Raw genomic sequence first — 22577 nt, forward strand, 5'->3', positions numbered from 1 at the left:
GTATAGGCATACACCTCGGTGTGTGCCTTTTTCTTTTCTCGAGTCTCGCTAATTCTTTAGAGAATGCCGATGTGGTGGGTGAGGGTCAAATCCGTTACTTAAAGAATCGGCCAGATCCTGGCGCGTACACCTACGAGTCTAAGGTGACGATCAGTAAAGCTAGCTTAGAGTCTGGCTTGGTCGAGATCCAGACCTGCCATAAGCAATTAGACCCTATCCGCAAGGTCGTCATTCTCTTTAATAAAGACCGAATTAAAGATATTCAGGTGCGCAGCCACGATGGAATTGCAATGGCTGAGGTGCGTGACAATCGGGTCACATTAAGCGAGGTACAAAAAGGTGGCTCGATTTGTATTGATTTGCAATCACGCGCATTAGATTCTTTAGGGAATGGAATGTATCAGCTCAATGCCGGACCTCTAATGCGTCGTTTATTTGATGGCTATTTACCCATGAGCGCTAATATGAAGTTCTCATGGCCTAATCAGCTCTTAGCTGTCGAGGAGACCAAACCCCATAGTCAGGATGGTGTTCGCATCCAACAATCGCAAGACGGGCTTGAGATGGATCTTGTATTCGCAGGCAGGATGACCGCACAGATTCTATTAAAGCGTACCCAATAAATAATTAGAGCTTTTCACACCGGTATTGCTTTGTATCAATGGTCAAGAGAGATTGGCTCGGAATCAATTGCGCTATCGAGTTTTTAGTCTCTGCTTTACAGGAACGATCAAAATAACTTACTAGACCTAGACTGCCACAGTAACTCAGCTTTTGATCCCCAATCTTCATGGTAGATTCTTGAAGAACCATCACTACTTTCTGATCGGGTTGGCCATCTGCATAGCAGTTCCATGTGCTGTAGTCAGCCTGGCCGCAGGCGCTGAGAGCCATACCAATACTCAAAATGTAAAGAATGCGCATTTCAGGGACAATGGATCATTATTCATCTTACGAGTGTATCTGTAAAACGTATGCGCCATGCGCTCTTACCCCTAACTCTTTTTTATGACGGCGCCTGTCCTTTGTGTCAGGCTGAGATTATTTATCTATCTTCCCGCAATCAGCAGGGATTGTTGCGCTTTGTGGATATCAATGGCCCAGAGTATGACCCCCAAGTAGTAGGCGTTAGTTGCGAACAAGCACTCGCACGGATGTATGGACAAATGGAAGGGCGGGAAGCGATTCATGGAGTACCCGTCTTTGCAGAAGCCTATCGTCGCGCTAACCTACCTGTATTGGCTTGGTTGTTCTCGCAACCTTTATTAAGACCGATCTGGAACCTCTCGTATCGATTCTTTGCAAAATATCGGCATACGATCTCCGGACTGATCGGACCATTCTTTCTGCGACTGGCAAAACGAGTAAGCCATTCAAAATCAACTTCAATTTAATCTTAGGATTGGCTTTTGAGTAATGCCTGATTCTGTTCTAAGATGCTCGTTTCTCGAGGTCCTGGAATCACTGTAATGGCATCACCCGGACAAATCGATCCAAGTTGCAAGACGCGAAGATACCAACCACTTCGAGCAGTGCGGATCATTTCTTTGCCAACGGTGCTAACCCCTGTTCGAGCAGTGAACTTATAGTAGGGGGTCCTTAACTTCACCACCACGCATTCAACACCACCCATTTGCCAACGATCACCAACAAATACAGAATCTTCTAGTAAGCCACTAATTGTGAGGTTCTCACCAAAATAGCCGTGCGGGAGGTCCATTGCGGTCTTCTTAGCCTCGCTAAGATAATTAGTCCAGTGAGGATAGTGCTCAATGGGGTAGGCGTATAGAGCTTTTTCAATACCACCATGGGCCAGATGATCAGCTTGCTCATCACTTGCAATACCACTTGCGGTAATTTCAATGGGACAAGGCTTTGCAAGAGTGCTGATAGGAGATTTCTTGATGCCCGACATGACTGAGCGTAATTCATGATCCTCGCGGACCCAAAGTGGAGCGACGAGACCGGCTGAGATAGTTTCAATACGAGGCATCATTTACTGGGCTTACTAAAATGTAGATCTGCACAGGGATCCTTGCGCTCAATGGGCTTGCTTAGCCAAACGTAATCATAGCGATCTCGATCCTTGGCAAGATTCTTTGAGTCAAGACCATCATCTTCTATAAAGGCAATATTGACCACCGATCGATGAGGAGCAATCGCCTTGAGAACCTGGGGCACTCCGTAATCCTTACGAATATGCCCATTGCCAGCCAAAAGAATTCCAGAGGGGCGCTCGAGTAAAGCCTGTGCCATCGAAATATCCGTTAAGCGCTGAACGATCATCATGGGTTTTAAATAGGTGGGCGGTAATTTGCCACAGTGGCCATCAATGAGATCTTGCTCCAGTGCAGACATTGCTGATCCGGATAACGTGCTTTTTTGGTAGTCGGTCTTGAACTGCACAGGAAGCGGATTAGGCTCTCCTGAGAAAATGGCCTTCGAAATCGAGCGATCTAGATTGCTTCCAAAGATTGGTCGTTGACTAATACGTAATTGCTCAAAAAGAGGGCTGTAGATTGACCAGGGCCAAGCCTTACTGTTAAAGCCGGCTGCATGCAGAGAGTCTTGGGTGGAATCTGTAAACCGAACTTCTTTACCGGCAAGTAGATATTCCACAATCACCGCTTGCTTAGGTTTGTTAAGTCGCAGAATGAACTCACCGCGTAATTGGTGATGACTGGGGTTGTCATGAAACTCTCCCAGCAATATGTAATCCACTCGATCCAGTTTCTGAATCAATTCCGCCACTGAGAGAGTCTTCTGTGTTCGAGTATCTAGGATAGGACGCTGAGGATCTACTTTGCCAGCCGATGTCTGACTGTGCGCAACAGAACCAACTATGCCGTTGAGTAAAAATACCAGCGTAGCTATTAAATAGGTTCTCTTAATGGTATTCATTAAAAATAGTCATGATTGGGTGTTAATGGCTTAGCCGATCCTTGTATTTTGGTACTTAATTGAGATAGTTCCAACGCTCTTATCTAATTTGCGGCTTAGGTGGAGTGCCCGATTGCTTTAATTCTCTAAATATGAAACAGTAGCAGATGTAGCTTAAAGAGTAATTTTGAGAAACAAATACTAATATTAATAATAATCTCTGATCAACGCATCGCAGTGATTTACTGAGTTGATTTGTATTTATGTACCGAATAACAAAAATTGATACAGCAAAGGAATTGGTGTTTGTCGCCGATGAGCCTCGCGGCAAGTCGCACGAATTCTATTTTCCAAAATTAAGTGATGCAGTTTTCGTTGAAGAGTACACGCTCAAGCTCATGAGCAGTGACGGACGCTACAAACTCGTATCTTTACTAGCTTATTAATGCCGTGCGGTGTTGTTTGGCTTGAGACTGGATTGCTTGCTTTGTCTCATCGGTCATACGGTTGAGATTACGTACTTGTAATACCATGCGGGGGTTCTTGCTCATGCTTGACTCATGACGCATCAAAAAATCCCAATAGAGGGTCGTCATTGGACAGGCATCCTTGCCATGGGATTGATCAGGCTTGTAAATACAGGTCTTGCAGTAATTACTCATGCGATCAATGTACTTACCGGTTGCGATATAGGGCTTACTGGCCATGAGACCGCCATCTGCAAATTGACTCATACCGATGACGTTTGGAAGTTCAACCCACTCGACAGCATCGACATACATACTTAAATACCAAGCATGTACCTCTTTGGGATTGACCCCTAGTAGAAGGGTGTACAAACCAGTGACCATTAAGCGCTGGATATGGTGTGCGTATCCTGTACTCAAACTTTGTGTAATGGTTTGTTGCAGGCATTGCATCGTAGTCTTGCCATCCCAAAAGAATGCTGGAAGTGGGGCGCTTGCATTGAGTGCATTTTGCTCAAGATAGCTAGGCATCTGGGTCCAATAAATACCGCGGACGTATTCACGCCAACCTAATATTTGTCGAATGAAGCCCTCTACTGCCGTGATCGGAGCCCGGCCCTTTGTGAACTCTATTTGGGCTGCAGCAACCACCTCTTGGGCAGAGAGCAACTTCAGATTGAGGGAGCTAGCAATATGCGCATGAAATAACCACGTTTCGTTAGTCCACATCGCATCTTGAAACTGACCATACAGTGGCAAACGATTCTTCATAAAATCAGCGAGCACTAAGAGTGCATCAGCACGCTTTACAGGCCACCCAAATCCTTCGCTGGTGGGTGCTAGTTCTCCAGGATGATCAGCAAAGCGTTGGTTTACTAACTGAATAACTGCGCTGCTGATTGCATCGGGTTTAAATCGAAGTGGTGCGGGGATGGGTGGAGGACCTGCTTTACTAAAGGCGCTACGATTATCGTGGTCGTAGTTCCATTCGCCGCCAACGGGTTGATCGCCCTCCATCAAGATGGTATGTTTCTTACGCAACTCCCGATACCAATACTCTAGGCGGATTTGCTTACGGCCTTTGCGATGTTGGGCAAAGTCACGAACGGTGGAAAAGAAATACTCATCCTCCCGAATCTCTATCGGTGTGTTCGTCTGTTTGGCAACGCCTTTAATCTTCTCAAGTACGCGCCAGTCACCAGGAGCGGTCATGATGAGAGTTTGTGGTCTGAGGGTCTTGATGGCACGAAGTAACTCACCGTCAAGCGATTGAGTGTTGTCAGAATCTTCCAAGGCGCTGTAGTGCAAGGGGACCTTAGCCTCCTCCAGTTGTTTAGCAAAATGCCGCATGGCACTAATAAATAGTGCAATCCGCTGCTTGGAGGACCAAATATGCGTAGATTCCTGATGAACCTCGGCCATCCAAACGCAATCACGCTTGGGATCAAAGCCAGTAAAGGCGCTGGAATCTGCATTGAGTTGGTCGCCAAGCACCACAATCAGGTGGCGGGTAGAGGTGGGCTTAGGCATTGAGTTTATATAAATGATTTATCTCATTATCGAGGAAGTCAAGAAAGTGTGTAGCTCTCCATAAATTGGGATGTGCAGAAAATAGCTAATAAATTCAATGACTTTCTGACTCATACCAAAGAAGTCTTGGGGCGCACGTGGCGACGCTCGAATTAGGCAAAAACCCGAGTGCTCTTTGGGGTAATTCGTTTATGATTAACGAGGCTTTTTATTAAAAAGACTGTTGAAAGTCTGAACTAAAAATAATCATCAATGAGGAGATCCTAATGGCAAAGTTGACCATCAATGGAAAAGTACGAACTGTAGATGTAGATCCAAATACCCCCTTACTTTGGGCGATTCGTGAGCAAGTTGGCTTAACAGGTACTAAATACGGTTGCGGTATTGCGCAATGTGGCTCCTGCACAGTATTGCTCGATGGAGCAGCAATTCGTTCATGTGCTTTGCCAGTCAGCGCAGCTGAGGGTAAGAAAATTGAAACCGTTGAGAGCCTCTCCGTTGGTGGCAAATTAAATAAATTACAGCAAGCATGGGTTGATAAACAGGCACCGCAATGCGGCTACTGCCAAACCGGCATGATTATGGCTGCTACTGCCTTGCTCAGAAAAAATCCCAAGCCCAGCGATGCCGATATTGATGCTGCCGTGACCAATATCTGCCGTTGTGGAACCTTCCAAGAAGTGCGTGCCGCAATCCATGCAGCAGCGAAGGCATAAGGAGAAAATCATGAATGCACGCGTACCTAATTTATCCCGTCGCCAATTTATTGTTGGCACATCTGCAATTACAACGGGCTTAGCCATTGGTCTAGAGTTTCCCGGCGTCATTGGAACTGCTCATGCACAAGCTGCTGATAAAGCCAGCGCCCCTGAGATTGGTGTTTGGGTTGTAATTCAGCCAAACGACACCGTTGTGATTCGGGTTGTTCGCTCCGAGATGGGCCAGGGCACTATTACTGGCTTAGCCCAATTGGTTGCTGAAGAGCTAGAGTGTGATTGGAAAAAAATTACCATCGATTACCCAACACCAGGTGAGAGCCTAAAACGCAAGGGTGTTTGGGGATCATTCTCCACCGGCGGTAGCCGCGGTATTCGTACCTCAGAAGACTATGTGCGCAAGGGCGGTGCGGCTGCCCGTATCATGTTGGTTCAGGCTGCTGCTAATCAGTGGGGTGTTCCTGCAGTCGAATGCTTGGCAGTCAATAGCATCATTACACATCAGGCTAGTGGTCGCTCCGTTAGCTTTGGCAAGGTTGCAGCCGCAGCTGCTAAGTTACCCGTACCCGATGCAAAGGGTATTGAACTAAAAGATCCGAAGCGTTGGAAGGTGATCGGTAAGCCGATGGATCGCTTGGATAGTTTGGCTGATAAGGTCACCGGTAAGCAGGTCTATGCGATCGACCTCAAGATGCCCGGCATGCTGAACGCAACCATTAAGGACAGCCCCGTATTTGGTGGCAAGCTCAAAAGCTTTGATGCTAGCAAAGTAGCTGGCATGAAGGGTGTCAAAAAGGTTGTGCAGGTTGGTGATTCAGCGGTTGCCGTGATTGCTGACACATTTTGGCAAGCAAAAACAGCGATGGATCGTTTGCCAATCGTATGGGATGAAGGTCCTAATGCAAATGTGCAACAAGCCGATATTCTGAAGCGTTTAGAAGAAGGCTTAAAAGCAGAGCAAACCTTTGTAGGTAATGCGAACGGTGATTACAAGAAGGTCGCTGCAGACTCTTCTAAAACGATTGAAGCGCAGTTCTTCTATCCGTTCTTAAACCATGCACCAATGGAGCCAATGAACGCAACAGCGGTATGGACCCCAGACAGTTGCCGTGCTTGGGTACCAACTCAAGACGGTGAAGCCTCTTTGGCCGCGGTGATTGCTGCCTCGGGCTTAACCGCTGATAAGTGTGATGTCATTAAGGTAAATCTAGGCGGTGGCTTTGGTCGTCGCGGTGCTTTCCAGGACTACACCACCCAGGTGGTCAATATCGCCAAGCAAATGCCAGGCACACCGATCAAGTTGATTTGGACTCGTGAAGAAGATATGACCCAAGGTCGCTATCATCCCATCATGATGTGCAAAATGAGCGCTAGCTTTGATAGCAAGAAAAACCTGACGGGTGTTCATATGCGTTTATCGGGTCAATCGATCTTGACCTCCGTGCGCCCTGCAGTGGTTGCGCAAAACAAGGGTATGGACCCATTGGTATTCCAAGGCGTTGCGAAGGGCGGCGAGCATGGTATTAGCTATGACTTCCCGAACCTGATGATCGATCACGCGATGCGCAATACGCACGTACCTCCAGGATTTTGGCGGGGCGTGAACATTAACCAAAATGCGGTGTTCATGGAATGCTTTATGGATGAGTTGGCAGAATACGCTGGAGTCGATCCAGTCGAGTTCCGTCGCAAGTACTCTGCGAACTATCCACGTAATCTAGCGGTGCTTAATGCAGTAGCCGATCGGATTGGTTGGACCAAGCCAGCACCCGCCGGGGTATTCCGTGGGATTGCACAGCAAAAATCCTTTGGTAGTTTCGTAGCTGCTGCCTGTGAGCTATCGGTCACCGATGGCAACAAGGTCAAGATTCATCGCATCGTTGCAGCAACCGATCCTGGATACGCAGTTAATCCTGCCCAAATTGAGCGTCAAGTCTCCGGCTCGTTTGTATATGGCTTATCTGCCTTATTCGAGGAAGAGTGCACGGTCAAGAATGGTCGGATTGAGCAGACCAACTTCGATACCTTTGGATCGATTCGCTTAAAACAGATGCCTAAAGTAGAGACCATCATTATTCAGGGTGGTGGCAAGGAGTGGGGCGGTATTGGTGAACCTACTATTTCAGTAGCGGCACCTGCCGTTTTAAACGCCTTTTACCGAGCAACGGGTAAGCGGATCCGCACAGTACCTCTAAAGAACAGCGGTATTACGCTCGTCTAAGGTATGCGGTTTGGGATTGCGCTAGCGATTAGTGCGCTGCTAGCGCTTCCCACAAGCTCTCAGGCGCAAATCATTTGGGATGGCGATGCCATCCCAAATTCATTAAGCGGTAAACCTGGAGACCCCATCAAGGGCCGCACACTTGTGACCAGTCGGCAGACCGGCTTATGCATCTTGTGCCATGCCGGCCCGTTTCCAGAAGAACGTTTTCAAGGTAACTTAGCCCCAGAGTTAAAACTCAGCGTTGCTAATCTATCGGCCGCACAACTGCGCGCTCGCTTAGTAGACCCTTCTAAAACCAGTGCCAACACGATCATGCCTTCCTACTTTAGAATCGATCATCTCCAGCGCGTTGCCCCTCAATTTGCTGGTAAGACCGTATTGAGTGCCCAAGAAATTGAAGATGTCATTGCCTATTTGTTAACCATCAAAACACCATGAACCAGCGTCGTGTATTTATTACCTCATTGACTGCGCTTACATTAAGCCCATGGCAGAGCGCTAGCGCGACCCCAAGCGATGCAATGCAAGCGATGAAAGCGATTGTCGGCAATCGTCCTGTAAACACGGGGCGTATCTATTTTGAGTTACCGCCCCTTGTCGAGAACGGTAATTTAGTGGCGATTAAGTTTTCTGTACAAAGCCCAATGACGCAAAACGATTACGTAAAAGCCATACACATCATCGCCGAGGCTAATCCATTACCAAACGTGGTGAGTTGTTATTTCACACCCCTATCGGGTAAGGCGGAAGCAAGCACGCGGATTCGTTTGGCTGACTCCCAAAAGGTATGGGCTTTGGCACAAATGAGCGATGGCTCATTTTGGCGCACCAGCGTTGATACGGTGGTAACTCTCTCTGCCTGTACGGAGATGATATGAGTCGTTCCTCTCGAGCAGTCGTTACGCTTCCCAAAACAGCAAAACGGGGTGAGGTATTTTCAATCCGCGCCATTGTGCAGCATGAGATGGAGTCGGGCTTTCGGCATACCGAGCAGGGTGTTCGCGTGCCCCGCGACATTATTCGGGAGTTTGTTTGTACCTATAACGGCAAAGAAGTATTTAAGGCTGACCTTCATCCGGGCGTCGGTTCGAACCCACTCTTTATTTTCTATGCCAAAGCAGACCAATCCGGAACTCTCGAGTTTAAGTGGACGGGCGATAGCGATTACCTCACGATCGTAAAACAGGCCATTACTGTTTTATGAGATTGCTAGGGCAATGTGCCTTATTGGGTTTATTGCTGACAAGCACACCTTTCTTACAGGCTGATTCTAGGGTATCAGCTTATGCATTGATGTCGCCCACTAATCAGGCGATGCAAAATGATATGAGCTTAAATCCAGCCATGTTTTGGATCATGGACGGCGAGGCTCTTTGGATCGATCGTAATAATCCCAGTAGTAAAGCCTGCGGTGATTGTCATAGTGATGTGAAGCAATCCATGAAAGGTATCTCTGCCACCTTTCCAAAACGGGTTCAAGGTAAATTACTCAATCTGGAAGGGCAAATTAATCAATGCCGTACCACTCGCCAACAATCACCCACTTTTGCGTATGAGTCTAAGCCATTACTAGCGCTAAGCACTCTAATTGCCTATCAATCCAGAGGCTTGCGTATTGCTGCTTCGAAAGATTCTGCAATAGATGCTGATTTTCAAAAAGGTAAAACTCTTTATTTTCAGAGAATGGGGCAGCTAAATCTATCGTGTGCGCAGTGCCACGATGACAGAGCAGGCTTAAAGCTGGCGGGTAGCGTTATTCCCCAGGCGCATCCTACTGGGTATCCGATCTATCGTTTGGAGTGGCAGAACGTCGGCTCCTTACAGCGTAGGTTACGTAATTGTATGTCGGGAGTGCGGGCAGAACAATATCCTTATGGTTCTGTGGAGCTTGCCCAAATCGAGCTTTATCTAATGCGTCGTGCAAATGGTATGCGGATTGAAAGCCCAGCAATCAGACCTTAGGTTTGCTTGCCGTACTTGACTGCAATCACTTCGGCCATTACCGAGACCGCAATCTCTGGAGGCGTTAGGGCGCCAATGGATAAACCCACAGGCCCATGCAAACGATCGAGTTGCTCGGTCGATAAATTGAACTCCCGCAGACGCTCTTTACGCTTGACGGTGTTGGTGTAACTGCCTAGCGCTCCAATATAGAAGGCTTTTGATTGCAGGGCGTCGATCAGGGCAAGATCATCAATCTTGGGGTCGTGCGTGAGAGCCACAATCGCAGTGTGGGAGTCAATCCCTAATTCTTGCATCACATCATCGGGCATGCCTTTGATGAACTGGATACCTTCTTGGCTAAGACCCTCGGTGTATTCCTCACGGGGGTCAATGACCACTACATCAAAGTCTGCCGCTAGAGCAAAATTAGCAACATATAAAGAGAGTTGTCCTGCGCCAATCACGAACATACGCCAACGGGGTCCGTAGGAGGTTTGCATCTCAGACTCGCTTAGCGAGAAACCATCTTCTCTGGTTCCCAGGTGAAGGGTGGATTTACCTGAACCAAGATTAACCCGTCGTAATATGATCTGATGGCTTTCAATCTTCTCGAGAATGCTGTCTAAAATACCTTGCTCTGGTCTGGGCTCAACCAATAAGCGTATTGTGCCACCACAGGGCAAACCAAAGCGAGCCGCTTCCTCTTTGCTAACGCCATACACCACGAGTTCAGGGGTATTGCGCGTCAAGATCTCAGTCTGTACCCGCCGGATTAAATCATCCTCCACGCATCCACCAGATACCGAGCCAACCACTTGTCCATCCTCCCGAATCGCAAGCCATGAACCAACAGGCCGCGGGGAGGAGCCCCAGGTTTGGACCACCGTCGCGATGGCCATGCGCTTGCCTTCGTGTAACCACGCTAGGGCAGTTTTGAGGACGATGTAATCTGTACTATTCATGGAAATTAGCTCAGTGCTATTGCTCAATGCTATTGTAGAGTCATTAGAGATCGTCATACCAAACTCAGTAATCATGAACGCAAAGCAAACAAAACTCGCAATACTTCTTCTGGCGGCTGGGCAAGGCAGTCGCTTGGGAAACATTGCGAAGGCGCTCCTAAAAAAAGATGGCATACCCTTGATCCAGCGCTTTTGGCAAGAGGCATCCTCATTAAATGCCATCGAATCGATCAGCGTCTTGGGGTTTTATGCAGATGGGATTGAGCCACTAGCAAAACAATATTCACGGGTAGTAATCAATCAGCAAGCAGAAGAGGGACATGGATCGTCAGTACGGTTAGGACTGGAGTCTCTCGATACCCATTTTGATCTTCTACTGATTGCTTTAGTCGATCAACCCAGCATTACTCAAACATCACTAGAGTTATTACTCAATACTTTTGAGACGCAAGGGGACGAAATAGATGCACTAGTGCCATGCTATCAAGGACAGCGTGGTAATCCAATTGTGATGCGCCGTAGAGCAGTGCTTGAGATCTTAGATACGCCTACACAAGTGTGTCGCGAATGGCTAGATCTGCATCCTAGCCGAGTTCATTTTCTGGAAACTAATCGAGCTGAATTCATTGCAGATGTCGATACTCTAGAGGATCTTCAGAGAGAGCATCTAGAGTATTAAAGAATCCTTTGCATTAATTATGTTCGATATCGACCATTTTAAATATGTGAATGATCAATATGGCCACTTAGTGGGCGACCTTGTGCTTAAAAATCTAGTGACCCACTGCCAGTCAATTTTGCGAGATATTGATCTATTGGGTCGAGTGGGCGGGGAAGAGTTTTTGGTGATATTGCCAAATACCGATGAAGGTAGGGCGATGGATGTTGCCGAGCGTTTACGTACTCAAATATCTCAAAAGACCCTAGCGTTGGCTAATCAAAATAAAATAAAAATTACGATTAGTAATGGCATCGCAATTTTTGATCCTAAGAATGAAATTGATTTGATCCATTCCGTCTTAGCCGACAAATACTATCAGCAAGCTGATTTTGCTATGTATTTGGCAAAACAAAAGGGGCGCAATCAAACTAGAGTTTGGAAGGCCACTTAGTTCTATGCTTTAATCGTATTGGGAGAGAGTCTATCAATGCGATTATTTAGCTATCAAGATAAAAAAGGTCGGCATACTGTTGGTGTAATCAACAACCAGAACGTAAGTAGTTTTATTGATCTTTGCGCCACGGACTCTAGGATTCCTAATCGTCTGCTGGAGCTTATTGAAGCGGACCCTCATTTTTTAATGGTGAAAGATGCCTTAGCCAACCCTCAGGCTGTGCGAGGGGAGTTAAGTGAAATCACCTTTACTACCTTGATTGATCGCCCCGGAAAGATCATCTGCATGGGGCTTAACTATGCCGATCATGCCAAAGAGGGTGGCCATGCTAGACCCGAGTACCCCAGTTTTTTTATGCGAGGACCTAGTTCTTTAACAGCGCATCAAGCACCCATCATTCGTCCTCGGGTATCGACAAAACTAGATTACGAGGCAGAGCTTGCCTTTGTGATCGGTAAGCAGGCTAGACACTGCACGCTTGAAAACGCCCTAGAGCATGTAGTGGGCTATAGCATCTTTAATGATGGCAGTGTGCGCGACTACCAACGTAAGTCAACCCAATGGACCATCGGTAAAAACTTTGACCAAACGGGTGCTTTTGGTCCATGGCTGGTGAGCACAGATGAGCTACCCCTAGGAGCCTCGGGACTTCAGATCCAGTCTCGCCTAAATGGTCAGGTCATGCAAAATGCCAATACTAAGGATTTCTTATGGGGTGTTGCTGAGACCATAGTGCTCATCACTGAATGTATGAGTTTAGAACCTGGTGATGTGGTGATTACTGGTACACCAGCAGGCGTTGGTTATGCCAGAACCCCACCCGTGTTTATGAAGCCAGGAGATATTTGCGAAGTGGAGATCGAAGGAATTGGTATCCTACGCAATACTATTGCAGACGAGAGCTAACTGGCTAAAAGATCATTTAACATAGCACGTTAAATGAATACGTCTTCACCCAATTTGGAGTTTGATACCGTTATTGTCGGGGCTGGAAGCGCAGGCTGCCTTTTGGCAAATCGTCTATCCGCTAATCCAAACCACCGCGTTCTATTACTCGAGGCAGGCGGTGAGGACGATTGGTTTTGGATAAAAGTCCCCGTGGGATATTTATTCACGATTGCCAATCCCAGAACCGATTGGTGTTTTAAGACCGAAGCAGATCCGGGACTCAATCAACGATCGATTCATTACGCCAGAGGCAGGGTCATTGGTGGCTCATCCTCTATTAATGCCATGATCTATATGCGGGGGCAGGCCAGTGATTATGAGCGTTGGGCAGAACTGACTGGTGATCCCATATGGCAGTGGAGCACCACCCTAGAGACCTATAAATCACTAGAGAGCTATTACGCAGGCTCTAACGCTTGGCATGGCGATGCGGGCGAGATGCGGGTAGAGCGCCCGCGTGTGCAGTGGGATATTTTGGATGCATGGCGTGAGGCAGCGCACGAGCAAGGCATACCAAAGATTGAGGAGTTTAATCGTGGCAATAATGAAGGCTGCGCATACTTTCAGATGACCCAACAGCGCGGTGTGCGTTGGTCAATGGCAGATGCTTATCTACACCCTATCCGCCATCGGCATAACCTTACTGTGCTTACTCGAGCACAGGTCTTAAAACTTAATCTCAGCACAATTGCCCCAGAGACATTGAACCAAGCTTGCTATACCCAAAGTGCCTGGCGCGGTGCGCACAGTGAAGTTCGGGGCTTGGAACTTTTGCATCAAGGAGTTCGTAAAACGATTATCGCCAAGGATCAGGTGATTCTGTCGGCTGGGTCGATTGGCTCACCACATCTTTTGCAAGTTTCTGGAATTGGACCGCGAGGCCATTTAGATAGTATCGGCGTTAAAACGCAGGTCGATTTACCCGGAGTCGGAGAGAACCTCCAAGACCACTTACAAATCCGTACCGTTTATCAGGTGGAGAACTGCAAAACGGTGAACACACTGTATAAAAACTGGTTCACACGGATTGGGATGGGGCTCGAGTATCTACTAAAGCGTACGGGCCCACTAACGATGCCGCCATCGACCTTGGGTGCATTTACGAAGAGCGATCCCAATCAAGTCAGCGCTAATATCGAATGGCATGTTCAACCTCTCTCGCTGCCGAAGTTTGGGGAGCCCCTCCATCCGTTTAATGCGATTACCCCAAGCGTTTGCAATCTCAGGCCAAGTAGTCGAGGTTGGATTCGGGGGACAACACCCAATGTCTTAGACGACCCTAAGATTCAGTGTAATTATTTATCGACTCCTGACGATCTCTCTGTCGCTGTTAATAGTCTTAAAATCACCCGACAGATTATGGCAAGCTCAGCACTAGAGTCTTATAGACCAAAGGAAGTATTACCAGGCCCAAGTATTCAAAGTGATCACGATCTAGAACAAGCAGCCAGAGACTTGGGAACCACCATCTTTCATCCGGTGGGTACTTGCGTGATGGGTAAGGTGGATCAATCCGGTAGAGTAGAAAATCCCAACACCGTTTTGGATTCTGAATGTCGGGTCAGAGGGGTAGCTCGCCTACGCGTGATTGATGCCTCTGCTATGCCGTGTATAACCTCGGGCAACACCAATGCCCCGGTCATGCTAATCGCAGAAACCGTCGCCAGAAAGATTGTGGCGCAGAGAGCTTAGCCCTTAGGTTGAAGAGCCGTATTTCTTCTGGCACTGCTCAAGACTCATCTCAGGATGATTGCGTCTGCAGCGCTCAACCCGTTGCTCTGGGGTCATATTCTTCATGTTCTGATACATATTTCTGCATTGCTCAACACTCATCTCCGGATGACGTTTTTGGCAATGCTCAATCATTCTTTGCTCAGGGCTTGGCTCGTTTGCCAATAGTGGCTCAGAAAATGGCACGAAGACCAATAGACCAATGAGGAGTAGGGCGGATTTGAGGGTGTAGTTCATCTCTTTCCTTTGTAATAGGAAAAGAATACGCTGAGCGTTTAAAGATGTAAAGGGACCCCTCTAAAATCCTTTAAGATGAGCCGATGAGAACAGTTTCTTTGTTAATCGGTCTAGGGCTACTGGGGGCTCAGTCTTCCTTTGCCCAAGACCCAAGCCAGTGTGGGTTTATCTCTGAAAGTAATTACCGATCGCTCTGCCGAGCCTTGGCTGAAAAAAACTCTAGCCAATGCGGATTTATTTCTGAGAGCAATCTGCGCTCGATGTGTCGAGCAATTGTGGAGAAGGATTCAAGTCAGTGCGGCTTCATTAACAATAATGATCAACGATCCATGTGCCGCGCATTAACCGTCAGTCGATAGCGATAAGGAAAAATAGATGCAAATCAATAATCTTGTTTTAATCACTGGAGCAAGCCAAGGCATTGGCAGGGCAATTGCCACTCGAGTCATCCAAGATGGATATCGGGTGATTAATCTCGATAAAAAGGCGCCTAAGAGCTTATTAGAAGGGGAGACCTATCATTCCATTGATCTAATGGACCCTCAGGCGATTGAAGAGCTCATACCAAAGATAACAAAGCAAGAACCAATTCTGCGCTTAGTGAACAATGCTGGATTTATTAGACCTGGCGCTCTAGAAAATACCACCCTCGATGACTTTGAAGCAGTGATGGCGCTTAACTTAAGGGCACCAATGCTCTTGGCTCAACAACTATTACCCCATATGCGCCAGGCTAAATTTGGTCGTATTGTGAGTATTGCGAGCCGAGCTGCACTGGGCAAGGAGGAGCGGACGGTCTATGCAGCTAGTAAAGCAGGGCTTGTTGGGATGACCAAAACCTGGGCGCTGGAGATGGCGAAATTTGGGATTACTGTGAATGCGATTGGGCCCGGCCCAATTGCTACAGAACTCTTTACTTCGGGTAACCCACCCGATGACCCAAAAACGATCAAGATCATACAAAATATCCCGGTGCAACGCATGGGGCAACCAGAGGATGTGGCGCATGCGGTTGCATCCTTATTGGATGATCGTGCTGGCTTCATTACAGGGCAAATACATTTTGTCTGCGGTGGCATGACCGTAGGATTAAGTAATGCAACCTAGCATAGGCTAATGCACACTCTAAGAATATTTAGCCAGTAGATTTTTGATGAGAAACAATACGAGTCTCTGCGCTGTAGATGACATCTTTTCGATTTACCGAGGCGGCAAGTGAATAGGCTGTCACTAATTTGTCATATATTTCGATATAATTAGAAACATGAAAAACATAGATGCCATTGAAGTCCTCCTAGCTTTAGGTCAGGAGTCTCGTCTTAATATCTTCCGCTTGATCGTGCAACGCGGTGAAGCAGGCTTAACCCCTAGTCAATTAATCGAGAAGTTAGGGATACCCAATGCAACCCTGAGCTTTCATCTGAAAGAGTTAGCCAAAGCGAAGTTACTCCTAGTTGAGCGTCAGAGCCGCAACCTAATTTATCGCCCCAATCCCAAGCAAATTGAGAGCCTTAGTGACTTTCTGATGGACAACTGTTGCGGGGGTAAATCGTGCAGTCCTTCAGTTAGCAAGAAAAAGGTGGTGTGCCCATGAAACGACTCCATGTTCATGTTGCTGTGAAAGAGATCTCAGGCAGTATCCCGTTTTACTCCAAACTGTTTGGTTGCGAACCTACGGTAATTAAAAGTGATTATGCAAAATGGCAGCTCGAGGATCCTAAGGTAAATTTTGCAATATCAGCTCGTGGCGCACCGGTAGGGATTAATCATCTTGGTATTCAAGTTGATGATGCGAGTGAGTTGAGTGAGATGAAGACTCGTTTGGATCAAATCCAAGGGGAGGTGGTTGAGGAGATGGGCACGGCATGCTGCTATGCGCAATCTGATAAGTATTGGGTGAATGATCCCGCTGGAATCCCTTGGGAAACTTTTCATACCCTGGATTCAATCCCTGTTTTTAATCAATCTGAATCGACAAGTGCTGATGCCTGCTGTGTTCCATCCCCAGTAGCAAGTGTTGCTATTTCGTCGATTACTAAAAAATCATGTTGTTAATTGATCGATAGGACTCCCATGAAAAAATACAACGTTCTCTTTTTGTGTACCCATAACTCCGCGCGCTCAGTGCTGGGTGAGGCCTTGGCTTCAACCCATAATAGCGGCCTCTTTGTGGGCTATTCTGCAGGCTCAACACCAGGTACAGCGGTCAATCCATTTGCGAAGGCCTTAGCGCTCGAGATGGGATATGACGAGTCCAAATTACGTAGCAAGAGCTGGGATGAGTTTGGTTTACCCAATGCACCCAAGATGGATATCATCATCACCGTTTGCGATAACGCTGCCGGTGAGGTTTGTCCGATATGGCCCGGCAATCCAGCTACCGCACACTGGGGTTTTCCTGATCCATCGCAAGTGACGGGTACAGACCTTGAGAAGCGAACTGCATTTGTTGCCGTTGCCAATGGACTTAAGAAACGGATTGATCTATTGGCTAGCATGTCGCTTGAGAAACTCGATTCTATGGCGCTCAAAGAGATTCATCAGAAAGCATGATGAAATCCTATATTGCCGAGTTCGTTGGTACTGCTTTATTGCTCGCTATTGTTGCAGGTAGCGGCATTATGGGCGATACCCTAGCGGGAGGAAATGCTGCCGTTGCTTTATTAGGAAACAGTATCGCGACCGGAGCAGGGCTCTATGTATTGATTGTTCTGTTGGGACCAATATCTGGAGCACACTTTAATCCGGTGGTGAGCCTCATGTTTTGGAAGCTTGGGCACCTTGATCTCAAAAAACTCATTACTTACTGGGCTTGTCAGTTCAGTGGTGCCATAGTAGGTATTTGGATCACCCATCTGATGTTCGGTCTAGCGATCATGCAAGAGTCCGCCAAGGAGAGGACTGGATTAGGCATCTGGGCTAGCGAGTTAATCTCAACCCTAGTATTACTCTCAGTGATTCGGATTGGTGATCAGGGAACAAAAGATAAAGTGCCGATGTTAGTAGCCTTGACCGTCACCGCAGGGTATTGGTTTACCTCATCTACCTTTTTTGCCAATCCCGCTGTAGCAGTAGCAAGAAGCATGACCAATACCTTTGTGGGCATTGCGCCATTGGATGTGCCTGGGTTTGTGATTGCCGAAATGATTGCCGCTCTCATCATTGTTTTATTCTTTTGCAAGGCCACAAAGTAACTCGTGCCCATCTAGATTTCAGAGTTCTTCTAGGCCTTACTCAATATAGCCGCCAATACGGGCTGCTTTCTAAAGTGTCATCCTAGGGTCCCGCCCTTCATAATATTTATGCACATTCTAGTCATATCAGTAGGATCGATGGATCCTACTGATTCAGTCAATGAACCGCAACTACCTTAGCCCGGCCACTAATCTCACGACGTATTTTGTCTTTCTGTTTAGGCTTGTTGCTAGCCTCTAGAAGCTTATTTAGTTGGTCGAGGTTGAGCGGACCTAAGCGGGGTTTACCCGTTTTGGTAAGCATTGGATCATTTTTTCTGTTGCGTTGATTTTGGCCTGCAGCCATGGTGTGCCTTTTATGGAGATTGAATGAATAAACCAATCTTAGATTGGTTGAGACCCCATCGTTGGGCACAGAATAGTGATTAATGACAGCTTAACACCATATTGGTATTCTATTGTTCTTAATTACTAATGGGTGTAATAAATGAGAACCCTATTTAAACTAATTTTTATTGACTGCATTTGGCTCCCCGACCTGGACTCGAACCAGGGACCTGCGGATTAACAGTCCGTCGCTCTACCGACTGAGCTATCAGGGAATAGACGCTATTATAGCGAATAGATTAAGACCCTTCCCATTTGATGAAACCATCCACACCAAGCCCCATCTTTATCCCCAAAGTACTTAGTATTGCTGGCTCTGATAGTGGTGGTGGAGCTGGTATTCAGGCGGATCTGAAGGTGATCACTGCATTGGGTGGCTTTGGTATGACCGCAATTACAGCGATCACGGCACAAAACACGATGGGTGTGACCCGCATTCAAGATATTGATTTAGATGTCGTGGAAGCCCAAATTGATGCCGTGGTTACCGATATCGGCGTTGATATTGTGAAGATCGGTATGCTGGCAAGCCCCGCAATTGTTAAAACTGTTGCTCGTTGCCTCAAGAAACACCAAATCAAACAGATTGTTCTCGACCCAGTCTTAATGGCAACCTCAGGTGCTAGTTTGGGTGGCGATGATACGGCAAAAGCGATGGTTGCAGAACTTTTTCCACTCACTACCATCATTACGCCTAATCTACACGAAGCATCGATCTTGCTAGGCAGACCTATCCAGAAAACATCTCACTTTAAAGAGGCCGCACAAGAGCTCTTAGCAATGGGACCCAAGGCCGTATTAATTAAAGGTGGTCATCTTGAGGGTGAGCCTAAAGATCTGCTGGACTATTTAATCTGGCATGACATGAAGGATGGCGAGCCAGTCGTTTTGCATCAAGAGTTTTTGCATCCCCGTATTCCGACTCTAAACACCCACGGAACGGGTTGCTCTTTATCCTCTGCGATCGCTACCTATTTAGCTGATAAGCATGATCTAAAACATTCAGTCGCAAAGGCAATCTCATTTGTAACAGCAGCCATTGAAGCGGGGCAGAGATTGGATATCGGAAAGGGTCCTGGACCTTTGTGGCATATGCATGACTTCTATCCCACCAAACTACCCGAAGCCGATTAAAACCTTGTTTTACGTCTAGTTGGTCTTCATGAGCTCTTGTAGACGCTTGACCGCCGCTTTGGGATCCGCAGCAGCCACAATTGCTCTAACCACAGCAACAGAGCCAACGCCACTTTGTGCCACCGCATTGATACTAGTCTCATCAATGCCACCAATGGCCACCAAGGGGTAGTGCTGCATCAGTTTGGCATAGGCATATAAGCGCCCCAGTCCTTGTGGCGCTGTAGGCATCCTCTTGAGGTTCGTAGGGAACACAGCGCCCATTGCAATATAGCTAGGACAAATTCGATCTGCAATAACGAGCTCGGCATAACCATGGGTACTTAAGCCTAAACGAAGACCCGCATCCCGAATCGCATCTAAATTAGCATCTGCTAGATCTTCTTGCCCCAAATGCACACCATAGGCACCTGCTGCAATAGCCTCTTGCCAATGGTCATTAATAAAGAGTAGGGTCTTACTACCTTCTACCGCTGCAACGGCAGCCTTAATCTGTTTACTGATCTCTTTAGGGTCCTCCGACTTAAAGCGTAATTGTGCTGTGGGTAATTCTGCATCGACCATGCGCGCAATCCAATCGGAATCTGGAAAGACTCCATACAAACCCAAATGCTTAGGACAAGCCTTAAAGGCTTTGGGGTTCATTTCACGAGAGTAAGGAAGCATATCGAAGTACTCAGGTCGAGTGGGCCAAGCTTTTGGATTAAAGTCACCTTCATGCTTGATCATGCGCGACCAGGCTTTTCCCAAGACCCGAGCATCACTCTCAATGAAGCCCATCTCAATGGCAGCAATCGTGCTGGCTAATTCATATTGATCTTGCCCGCTCTCGGTCTTTATCACCGGTAGAGGATTACTGGGGCTAAAAGCAGGCAATGGCAAACAAAGATCATCGTTGCGATGCGCCGCCACAATGTGTTTTGCTAACTCGCGGATATGGCTCACGAGTTAGCTCCTTGATCTTGATGCCAGAACGGAGTCCCGACTAATGGAGTGCTGGCTTGCGCAGAGTCTTGCGCTTGCATGGCACCAGATAAGTAGGCTTGACGTCCGGCATCAACTGCTTGTGCAAAGGCATTAGCCATTGATACTGGGTCGTGGGCTAGAGCAACAGCAGTATTGAGTAACACCCCATCAAAGCCCCATTCCATTACCGTGCACGCATGCGAGGGAAGGCCAAGACCCGCATCCACAAGCAGGGGGACTGATAGGCGCTCGCGTAATAACTTGAGAGCATAGGGATTGAGGGGGCCTTGACCCGTGCCAATCGGAGCAGCCCATGGCATCACCGCCTGGCAACCTACATCGACCAAACGCTGACACAAAATTAAATCCTCGGTGCAATAGGGCAAAACCTTAAAGCCATCTTTAATCAGATGCTCAGCGGTTTGAACAAGACGTAAGGTATCGGGTTGCAAAGTGTAGTCATCACCAATTAACTCGAGCTTGATCCAGTGGGTCTCAAAAACCTCACGCGCCATTTGGGCGGTGGTAATGACCTCTTGAGGACTATGACAGCCAGCAGTATTGGGCAAAACCGGGACTGCCATTTTCTTGAGGAGTTCCCAAAAGCCGCTGTGCGCTTCTGTTGCAGCAGAGCCCTGACGGCGCAGACTCGCTGTAATCATGGCAGGGCGCGCACGTTGCACCGCGGTCTCGAGAACCTGAGGCGATGGATAGCGAGAAGTACCTAGTAATAAGCGACTCGCAAAAGACTCACCATACAGAATTAATGGATCGTTGAGATGGGAAGGAAGAGGAGCGGTCATAAAAAAATAATCAGAATAAAAAGCTTAACCACCGGTTACTGGGGAGATGATCTCAACCGCATCGTTCTCTTGCAGTACATAGTCCGCATGTTGCGACTTTGGCAAGAACTGTAAGTTGACGGCAACCGCATACGGCGGTTTGGCATCGATGAGAGCTAAGAGATCACTCACCTTCGAAGCAGGCGCAAGCTCTCGGGGATTTTGGTTAACGAGTACGCGCATCATGCAAAAGAACTGGTTAGATCATGATGCTGGATAGCAATCTCAAAGCGCTTCGCTAAGGCGCTACCGGTTTCGTGAAGAAGTTCTTGTGCGGCATCCATCACCGCAGGAGCAATTAAATAACCATGGCGATACAAGCCGTTGATTTGCATTATGCCGGCACGTGGCACACAGATCTCGGGCAAATTGTTCTTGAGGGTAGGGCGGCATTGCGTTGCAGATTCCAGAATTCGGGCTTCTGCAAAGCCAGAGTGAACCGAATACGCTGCTGATAAGAGCTCCATTGATGAGCGTACGCTGACCGGTGAGAGATCCTCAGACTCAATCTCAGTAGCGCCAATAACATAGAGATCATTTTCTTTGGGAGCAATATAAATGGGATAACGTGGGTGGATCAAACGAGTAGGGCGTTGCAATTTCACTTCAGGCGCATGCACACGAATGACCTCACCCCGCACACCACGTAATGGATTATGTGTATTAGACCAAGACGATTTTGCACCCAAGCCACGACAATCAATCACCCAATCAAAACCGTGATCTGCAAGATCATCGGGTTCGCAAGGGGTATGCCAATGCAACTTCACATGTAACTGCTGGAGTGCTTCTAAGAGGGCCGTTAATAACTGGCGATTATCCAACTGCCCTTCACGGGGCAAGAACAAACCTTGTGAAAAGCGCTCCGCCACACTGGGCTCAAGCTCGGCTAAGGCCTTGCTATCGAGATGCCATGGGGAAGAGAGTGCTGGGTTCAAACGGACATTGCGCTCGAGATGCTCAGCAAAGCGTTGCGCCTCGGCAGCATCAAGACGATGCCACAAGACTAGGGTGCCGTTTTGCTGAAAAAAGGTCTGTTGTTCAACCTTGTTATTGAGTTGCTCAATCAAACTCTTCCAGCGATCAAGCCCATACAGACCCATGCGCACTACGGATGGTTCGGTAATTGCAGACTCTGCTAGAGGAGCAAGCATCGAGGCAGCAACCCGTGCAGCCGATTGCTCTGCATCAGGGCCACTGCGCTCGAATATCTCAACGCGTGCTCCACCTTGCGCAAGGGCATACGCCATCATCCGACCCATCAGGCCGGCACCGAGGATGGCGTAGGACCGAGACATGC

The 22577-nt window shown here is 47.6% G+C and carries 30 protein-coding genes and 1 tRNA gene; 19 read left to right on the top strand and 12 right to left on the bottom strand.

Annotation, left to right across the window (positions count from 1 at the left end; genetic code table 11):
• The first annotated feature begins 20 nt into the window (after nucleotides 1-20).
• Nucleotides 21-623: a hypothetical protein gene (locus tag NKE59_RS03375; protein WP_353439564.1), complete on the top strand. Its 603-nt coding sequence runs from the start codon at nucleotides 21-23 to the stop codon at nucleotides 621-623.
• Between the two features lie 4 nt (nucleotides 624-627).
• Here the strand turns inward: NKE59_RS03375 and NKE59_RS03380 are convergent, their stop codons facing one another.
• Nucleotides 628-924, bottom strand: a complete 297-nt coding sequence (locus NKE59_RS03380) for a hypothetical protein (protein WP_353439565.1) — start codon at nucleotides 922-924, stop codon at nucleotides 628-630.
• 50 nt (nucleotides 925-974) lie between these two features.
• On the opposite strand from NKE59_RS03380, the gene NKE59_RS03385 reads away from it, so the two are divergent.
• Nucleotides 975-1394, top strand: coding sequence for a DUF393 domain-containing protein (locus NKE59_RS03385; protein WP_353439567.1), 420 nt, complete (start codon nucleotides 975-977; stop codon nucleotides 1392-1394).
• 2 nt (nucleotides 1395-1396) lie between these two features.
• On the opposite strand, the gene NKE59_RS03390 is transcribed toward NKE59_RS03385, so the two are convergent.
• The 3 genes from NKE59_RS03390 to NKE59_RS03400 all read right to left on the bottom strand — a co-directional run bounded on the left by NKE59_RS03390 (nucleotide 1397) and on the right by NKE59_RS03400 (nucleotide 4877).
• The gene (locus NKE59_RS03390; RefSeq protein WP_353439569.1) at nucleotides 1397-1996 is read right to left on the bottom strand and encodes an MOSC domain-containing protein; all 600 of its coding nucleotides are present in this window, start codon (nucleotides 1994-1996) and stop codon (nucleotides 1397-1399) included.
• The gene (locus tag NKE59_RS03395; protein ID WP_353439570.1) at nucleotides 1993-2901 is read right to left on the bottom strand and encodes a ChaN family lipoprotein; all 909 of its coding nucleotides are present in this window, start codon (nucleotides 2899-2901) and stop codon (nucleotides 1993-1995) included. The genes NKE59_RS03390 and NKE59_RS03395 overlap by 4 nt, the downstream gene beginning before the upstream one ends.
• A 413-nt stretch (nucleotides 2902-3314) precedes the next feature.
• Nucleotides 3315-4877, bottom strand: a complete 1563-nt coding sequence (locus NKE59_RS03400; protein ID WP_353439572.1) for a cryptochrome/photolyase family protein — start codon at nucleotides 4875-4877, stop codon at nucleotides 3315-3317.
• Nucleotides 4878-5143: 266 nt separating this feature from the next.
• Between NKE59_RS03400 and NKE59_RS03405 the strand changes: the two genes are divergently transcribed.
• From NKE59_RS03405 to soxA, 6 genes are read left to right on the top strand one after another with little or no spacing between them, the layout of a single operon-like run.
• The gene (locus NKE59_RS03405; RefSeq protein ID WP_353439574.1) at nucleotides 5144-5593 is read left to right on the top strand and encodes a (2Fe-2S)-binding protein; all 450 of its coding nucleotides are present in this window, start codon (nucleotides 5144-5146) and stop codon (nucleotides 5591-5593) included.
• Nucleotides 5594-5603: 10 nt separating this feature from the next.
• The gene (locus tag NKE59_RS03410) at nucleotides 5604-7814 is read left to right on the top strand and encodes a molybdopterin cofactor-binding domain-containing protein (RefSeq protein ID WP_353439575.1); all 2211 of its coding nucleotides are present in this window, start codon (nucleotides 5604-5606) and stop codon (nucleotides 7812-7814) included.
• A gap of 3 nt (nucleotides 7815-7817) precedes the next feature.
• Entirely contained in the window at nucleotides 7818-8255 is a 438-nt protein-coding gene (gene soxX, locus NKE59_RS03415; protein WP_353439576.1) for a sulfur oxidation c-type cytochrome SoxX, read from the top strand.
• Nucleotides 8252-8695 carry a SoxY-related AACIE arm protein gene (locus NKE59_RS03420; RefSeq protein ID WP_353439577.1) on the top strand — a complete coding sequence of 148 codons (444 nt, stop codon included), beginning with the start codon at nucleotides 8252-8254 and terminating at the stop codon, nucleotides 8693-8695. The genes soxX and NKE59_RS03420 overlap by 4 nt, the downstream gene beginning before the upstream one ends.
• Nucleotides 8692-9021: a thiosulfate oxidation carrier complex protein SoxZ gene (gene soxZ / locus NKE59_RS03425; RefSeq protein WP_353439578.1), complete on the top strand. Its 330-nt coding sequence runs from the start codon at nucleotides 8692-8694 to the stop codon at nucleotides 9019-9021. The genes NKE59_RS03420 and soxZ overlap by 4 nt, the downstream gene beginning before the upstream one ends.
• Nucleotides 9018-9779, top strand: a complete 762-nt coding sequence (gene soxA / locus NKE59_RS03430; protein ID WP_353439579.1) for a sulfur oxidation c-type cytochrome SoxA — start codon at nucleotides 9018-9020, stop codon at nucleotides 9777-9779. Before soxZ ends, soxA begins: the two co-directional genes overlap by 4 nt.
• On the opposite strand, the gene NKE59_RS03435 is transcribed toward soxA, so the two are convergent.
• Nucleotides 9776-10723 carry an XdhC family protein gene (locus tag NKE59_RS03435; RefSeq protein WP_353439580.1) on the bottom strand — a complete coding sequence of 316 codons (948 nt, stop codon included), beginning with the start codon at nucleotides 10721-10723 and terminating at the stop codon, nucleotides 9776-9778. The genes soxA and NKE59_RS03435 overlap by 4 nt on opposite strands.
• A 73-nt stretch (nucleotides 10724-10796) precedes the next feature.
• Here NKE59_RS03435 and NKE59_RS03440 point away from each other — a divergent pair, with 73 nt between their 5' ends.
• From NKE59_RS03440 to NKE59_RS03455, 4 genes are read left to right on the top strand one after another with little or no spacing between them, the layout of a single operon-like run.
• Entirely contained in the window at nucleotides 10797-11402 is a 606-nt protein-coding gene (locus tag NKE59_RS03440; protein ID WP_353439582.1) for a nucleotidyltransferase family protein, read from the top strand.
• Nucleotides 11398-11835, top strand: a complete 438-nt coding sequence (locus NKE59_RS03445; protein ID WP_353439896.1) for a GGDEF domain-containing protein — start codon at nucleotides 11398-11400, stop codon at nucleotides 11833-11835. Before NKE59_RS03440 ends, NKE59_RS03445 begins: the two co-directional genes overlap by 5 nt.
• A gap of 36 nt (nucleotides 11836-11871) precedes the next feature.
• Nucleotides 11872-12744 carry a fumarylacetoacetate hydrolase family protein gene (locus tag NKE59_RS03450; protein ID WP_353439584.1) on the top strand — a complete coding sequence of 291 codons (873 nt, stop codon included), beginning with the start codon at nucleotides 11872-11874 and terminating at the stop codon, nucleotides 12742-12744.
• Between the two features lie 33 nt (nucleotides 12745-12777).
• Nucleotides 12778-14478 carry a GMC family oxidoreductase N-terminal domain-containing protein gene (locus NKE59_RS03455; protein ID WP_353439585.1) on the top strand — a complete coding sequence of 567 codons (1701 nt, stop codon included), beginning with the start codon at nucleotides 12778-12780 and terminating at the stop codon, nucleotides 14476-14478.
• Nucleotides 14479-14481: 3 nt separating this feature from the next.
• Here NKE59_RS03455 and NKE59_RS03460 read toward each other — a convergent pair whose 3' ends face one another.
• Nucleotides 14482-14754, bottom strand: coding sequence for a hypothetical protein (locus NKE59_RS03460; RefSeq protein WP_353439586.1), 273 nt, complete (start codon nucleotides 14752-14754; stop codon nucleotides 14482-14484).
• Nucleotides 14755-14837: 83 nt separating this feature from the next.
• On the opposite strand from NKE59_RS03460, the gene NKE59_RS03465 reads away from it, so the two are divergent.
• The 6 genes from NKE59_RS03465 to NKE59_RS03490 all read left to right on the top strand — a co-directional run bounded on the left by NKE59_RS03465 (nucleotide 14838) and on the right by NKE59_RS03490 (nucleotide 17948).
• Nucleotides 14838-15113: a hypothetical protein gene (locus NKE59_RS03465; protein ID WP_353439587.1), complete on the top strand. Its 276-nt coding sequence runs from the start codon at nucleotides 14838-14840 to the stop codon at nucleotides 15111-15113.
• A gap of 16 nt (nucleotides 15114-15129) precedes the next feature.
• The gene (locus NKE59_RS03470; protein ID WP_353439588.1) at nucleotides 15130-15861 is read left to right on the top strand and encodes an SDR family oxidoreductase; all 732 of its coding nucleotides are present in this window, start codon (nucleotides 15130-15132) and stop codon (nucleotides 15859-15861) included.
• 157 nt (nucleotides 15862-16018) lie between these two features.
• On the top strand, nucleotides 16019-16348 hold the full coding sequence (locus NKE59_RS03475; protein ID WP_353439589.1) for a metalloregulator ArsR/SmtB family transcription factor: 330 nt from the start codon (nucleotides 16019-16021) through the stop codon (nucleotides 16346-16348).
• Nucleotides 16345-16809: an ArsI/CadI family heavy metal resistance metalloenzyme gene (locus NKE59_RS03480; RefSeq protein ID WP_353439590.1), complete on the top strand. Its 465-nt coding sequence runs from the start codon at nucleotides 16345-16347 to the stop codon at nucleotides 16807-16809. Before NKE59_RS03475 ends, NKE59_RS03480 begins: the two co-directional genes overlap by 4 nt.
• A gap of 18 nt (nucleotides 16810-16827) precedes the next feature.
• The gene (locus NKE59_RS03485) at nucleotides 16828-17307 is read left to right on the top strand and encodes an arsenate reductase ArsC (protein WP_353439591.1); all 480 of its coding nucleotides are present in this window, start codon (nucleotides 16828-16830) and stop codon (nucleotides 17305-17307) included.
• On the top strand, nucleotides 17304-17948 hold the full coding sequence (locus tag NKE59_RS03490) for an MIP/aquaporin family protein (RefSeq protein WP_353439592.1): 645 nt from the start codon (nucleotides 17304-17306) through the stop codon (nucleotides 17946-17948). Before NKE59_RS03485 ends, NKE59_RS03490 begins: the two co-directional genes overlap by 4 nt.
• A gap of 157 nt (nucleotides 17949-18105) precedes the next feature.
• Here the strand turns inward: NKE59_RS03490 and NKE59_RS03495 are convergent, their stop codons facing one another.
• Both NKE59_RS03495 and NKE59_RS03500 read right to left on the bottom strand, forming a co-directional pair.
• On the bottom strand, nucleotides 18106-18294 hold the full coding sequence (locus NKE59_RS03495) for a hypothetical protein (protein WP_353439593.1): 189 nt from the start codon (nucleotides 18292-18294) through the stop codon (nucleotides 18106-18108).
• Nucleotides 18295-18474: 180 nt separating this feature from the next.
• Nucleotides 18475-18550: transfer RNA gene (locus tag NKE59_RS03500), tRNA-Asn, on the bottom strand.
• Between the two features lie 43 nt (nucleotides 18551-18593).
• Here NKE59_RS03500 and thiD point away from each other — a divergent pair.
• Nucleotides 18594-19469, top strand: coding sequence for a bifunctional hydroxymethylpyrimidine kinase/phosphomethylpyrimidine kinase (gene thiD / locus NKE59_RS03505; RefSeq protein WP_353439594.1), 876 nt, complete (start codon nucleotides 18594-18596; stop codon nucleotides 19467-19469).
• Between the two features lie 15 nt (nucleotides 19470-19484).
• Here the strand turns inward: thiD and NKE59_RS03510 are convergent, their stop codons facing one another.
• Genes NKE59_RS03510 through NKE59_RS03525 form a run of 4 tightly spaced genes read right to left on the bottom strand, consistent with a single transcriptional unit; the run spans nucleotide 19485 to nucleotide 22575 of the window.
• Nucleotides 19485-20414: a thiamine phosphate synthase gene (locus NKE59_RS03510; protein ID WP_353439595.1), complete on the bottom strand. Its 930-nt coding sequence runs from the start codon at nucleotides 20412-20414 to the stop codon at nucleotides 19485-19487.
• Nucleotides 20411-21238, bottom strand: a complete 828-nt coding sequence (locus NKE59_RS03515; protein ID WP_353439596.1) for a thiazole synthase — start codon at nucleotides 21236-21238, stop codon at nucleotides 20411-20413. The genes NKE59_RS03510 and NKE59_RS03515 overlap by 4 nt, the downstream gene beginning before the upstream one ends.
• A 24-nt stretch (nucleotides 21239-21262) precedes the next feature.
• A complete protein-coding gene (gene thiS, locus NKE59_RS03520) occupies nucleotides 21263-21463 on the bottom strand; it encodes a sulfur carrier protein ThiS (protein ID WP_353439597.1) in 201 nt (66 codons plus the stop codon).
• Nucleotides 21460-22575, bottom strand: a complete 1116-nt coding sequence (locus NKE59_RS03525) for an FAD-dependent oxidoreductase (protein ID WP_353439598.1) — start codon at nucleotides 22573-22575, stop codon at nucleotides 21460-21462. The genes thiS and NKE59_RS03525 overlap by 4 nt, the downstream gene beginning before the upstream one ends.
• Between the last annotated feature and the right edge of the window lie 2 nt (nucleotides 22576-22577).

Source organism: Polynucleobacter sp. UK-FUSCHL-C3, from assembly GCF_040409815.1.
Lineage (GTDB): Bacteria > Pseudomonadota > Gammaproteobacteria > Burkholderiales > Burkholderiaceae > Polynucleobacter.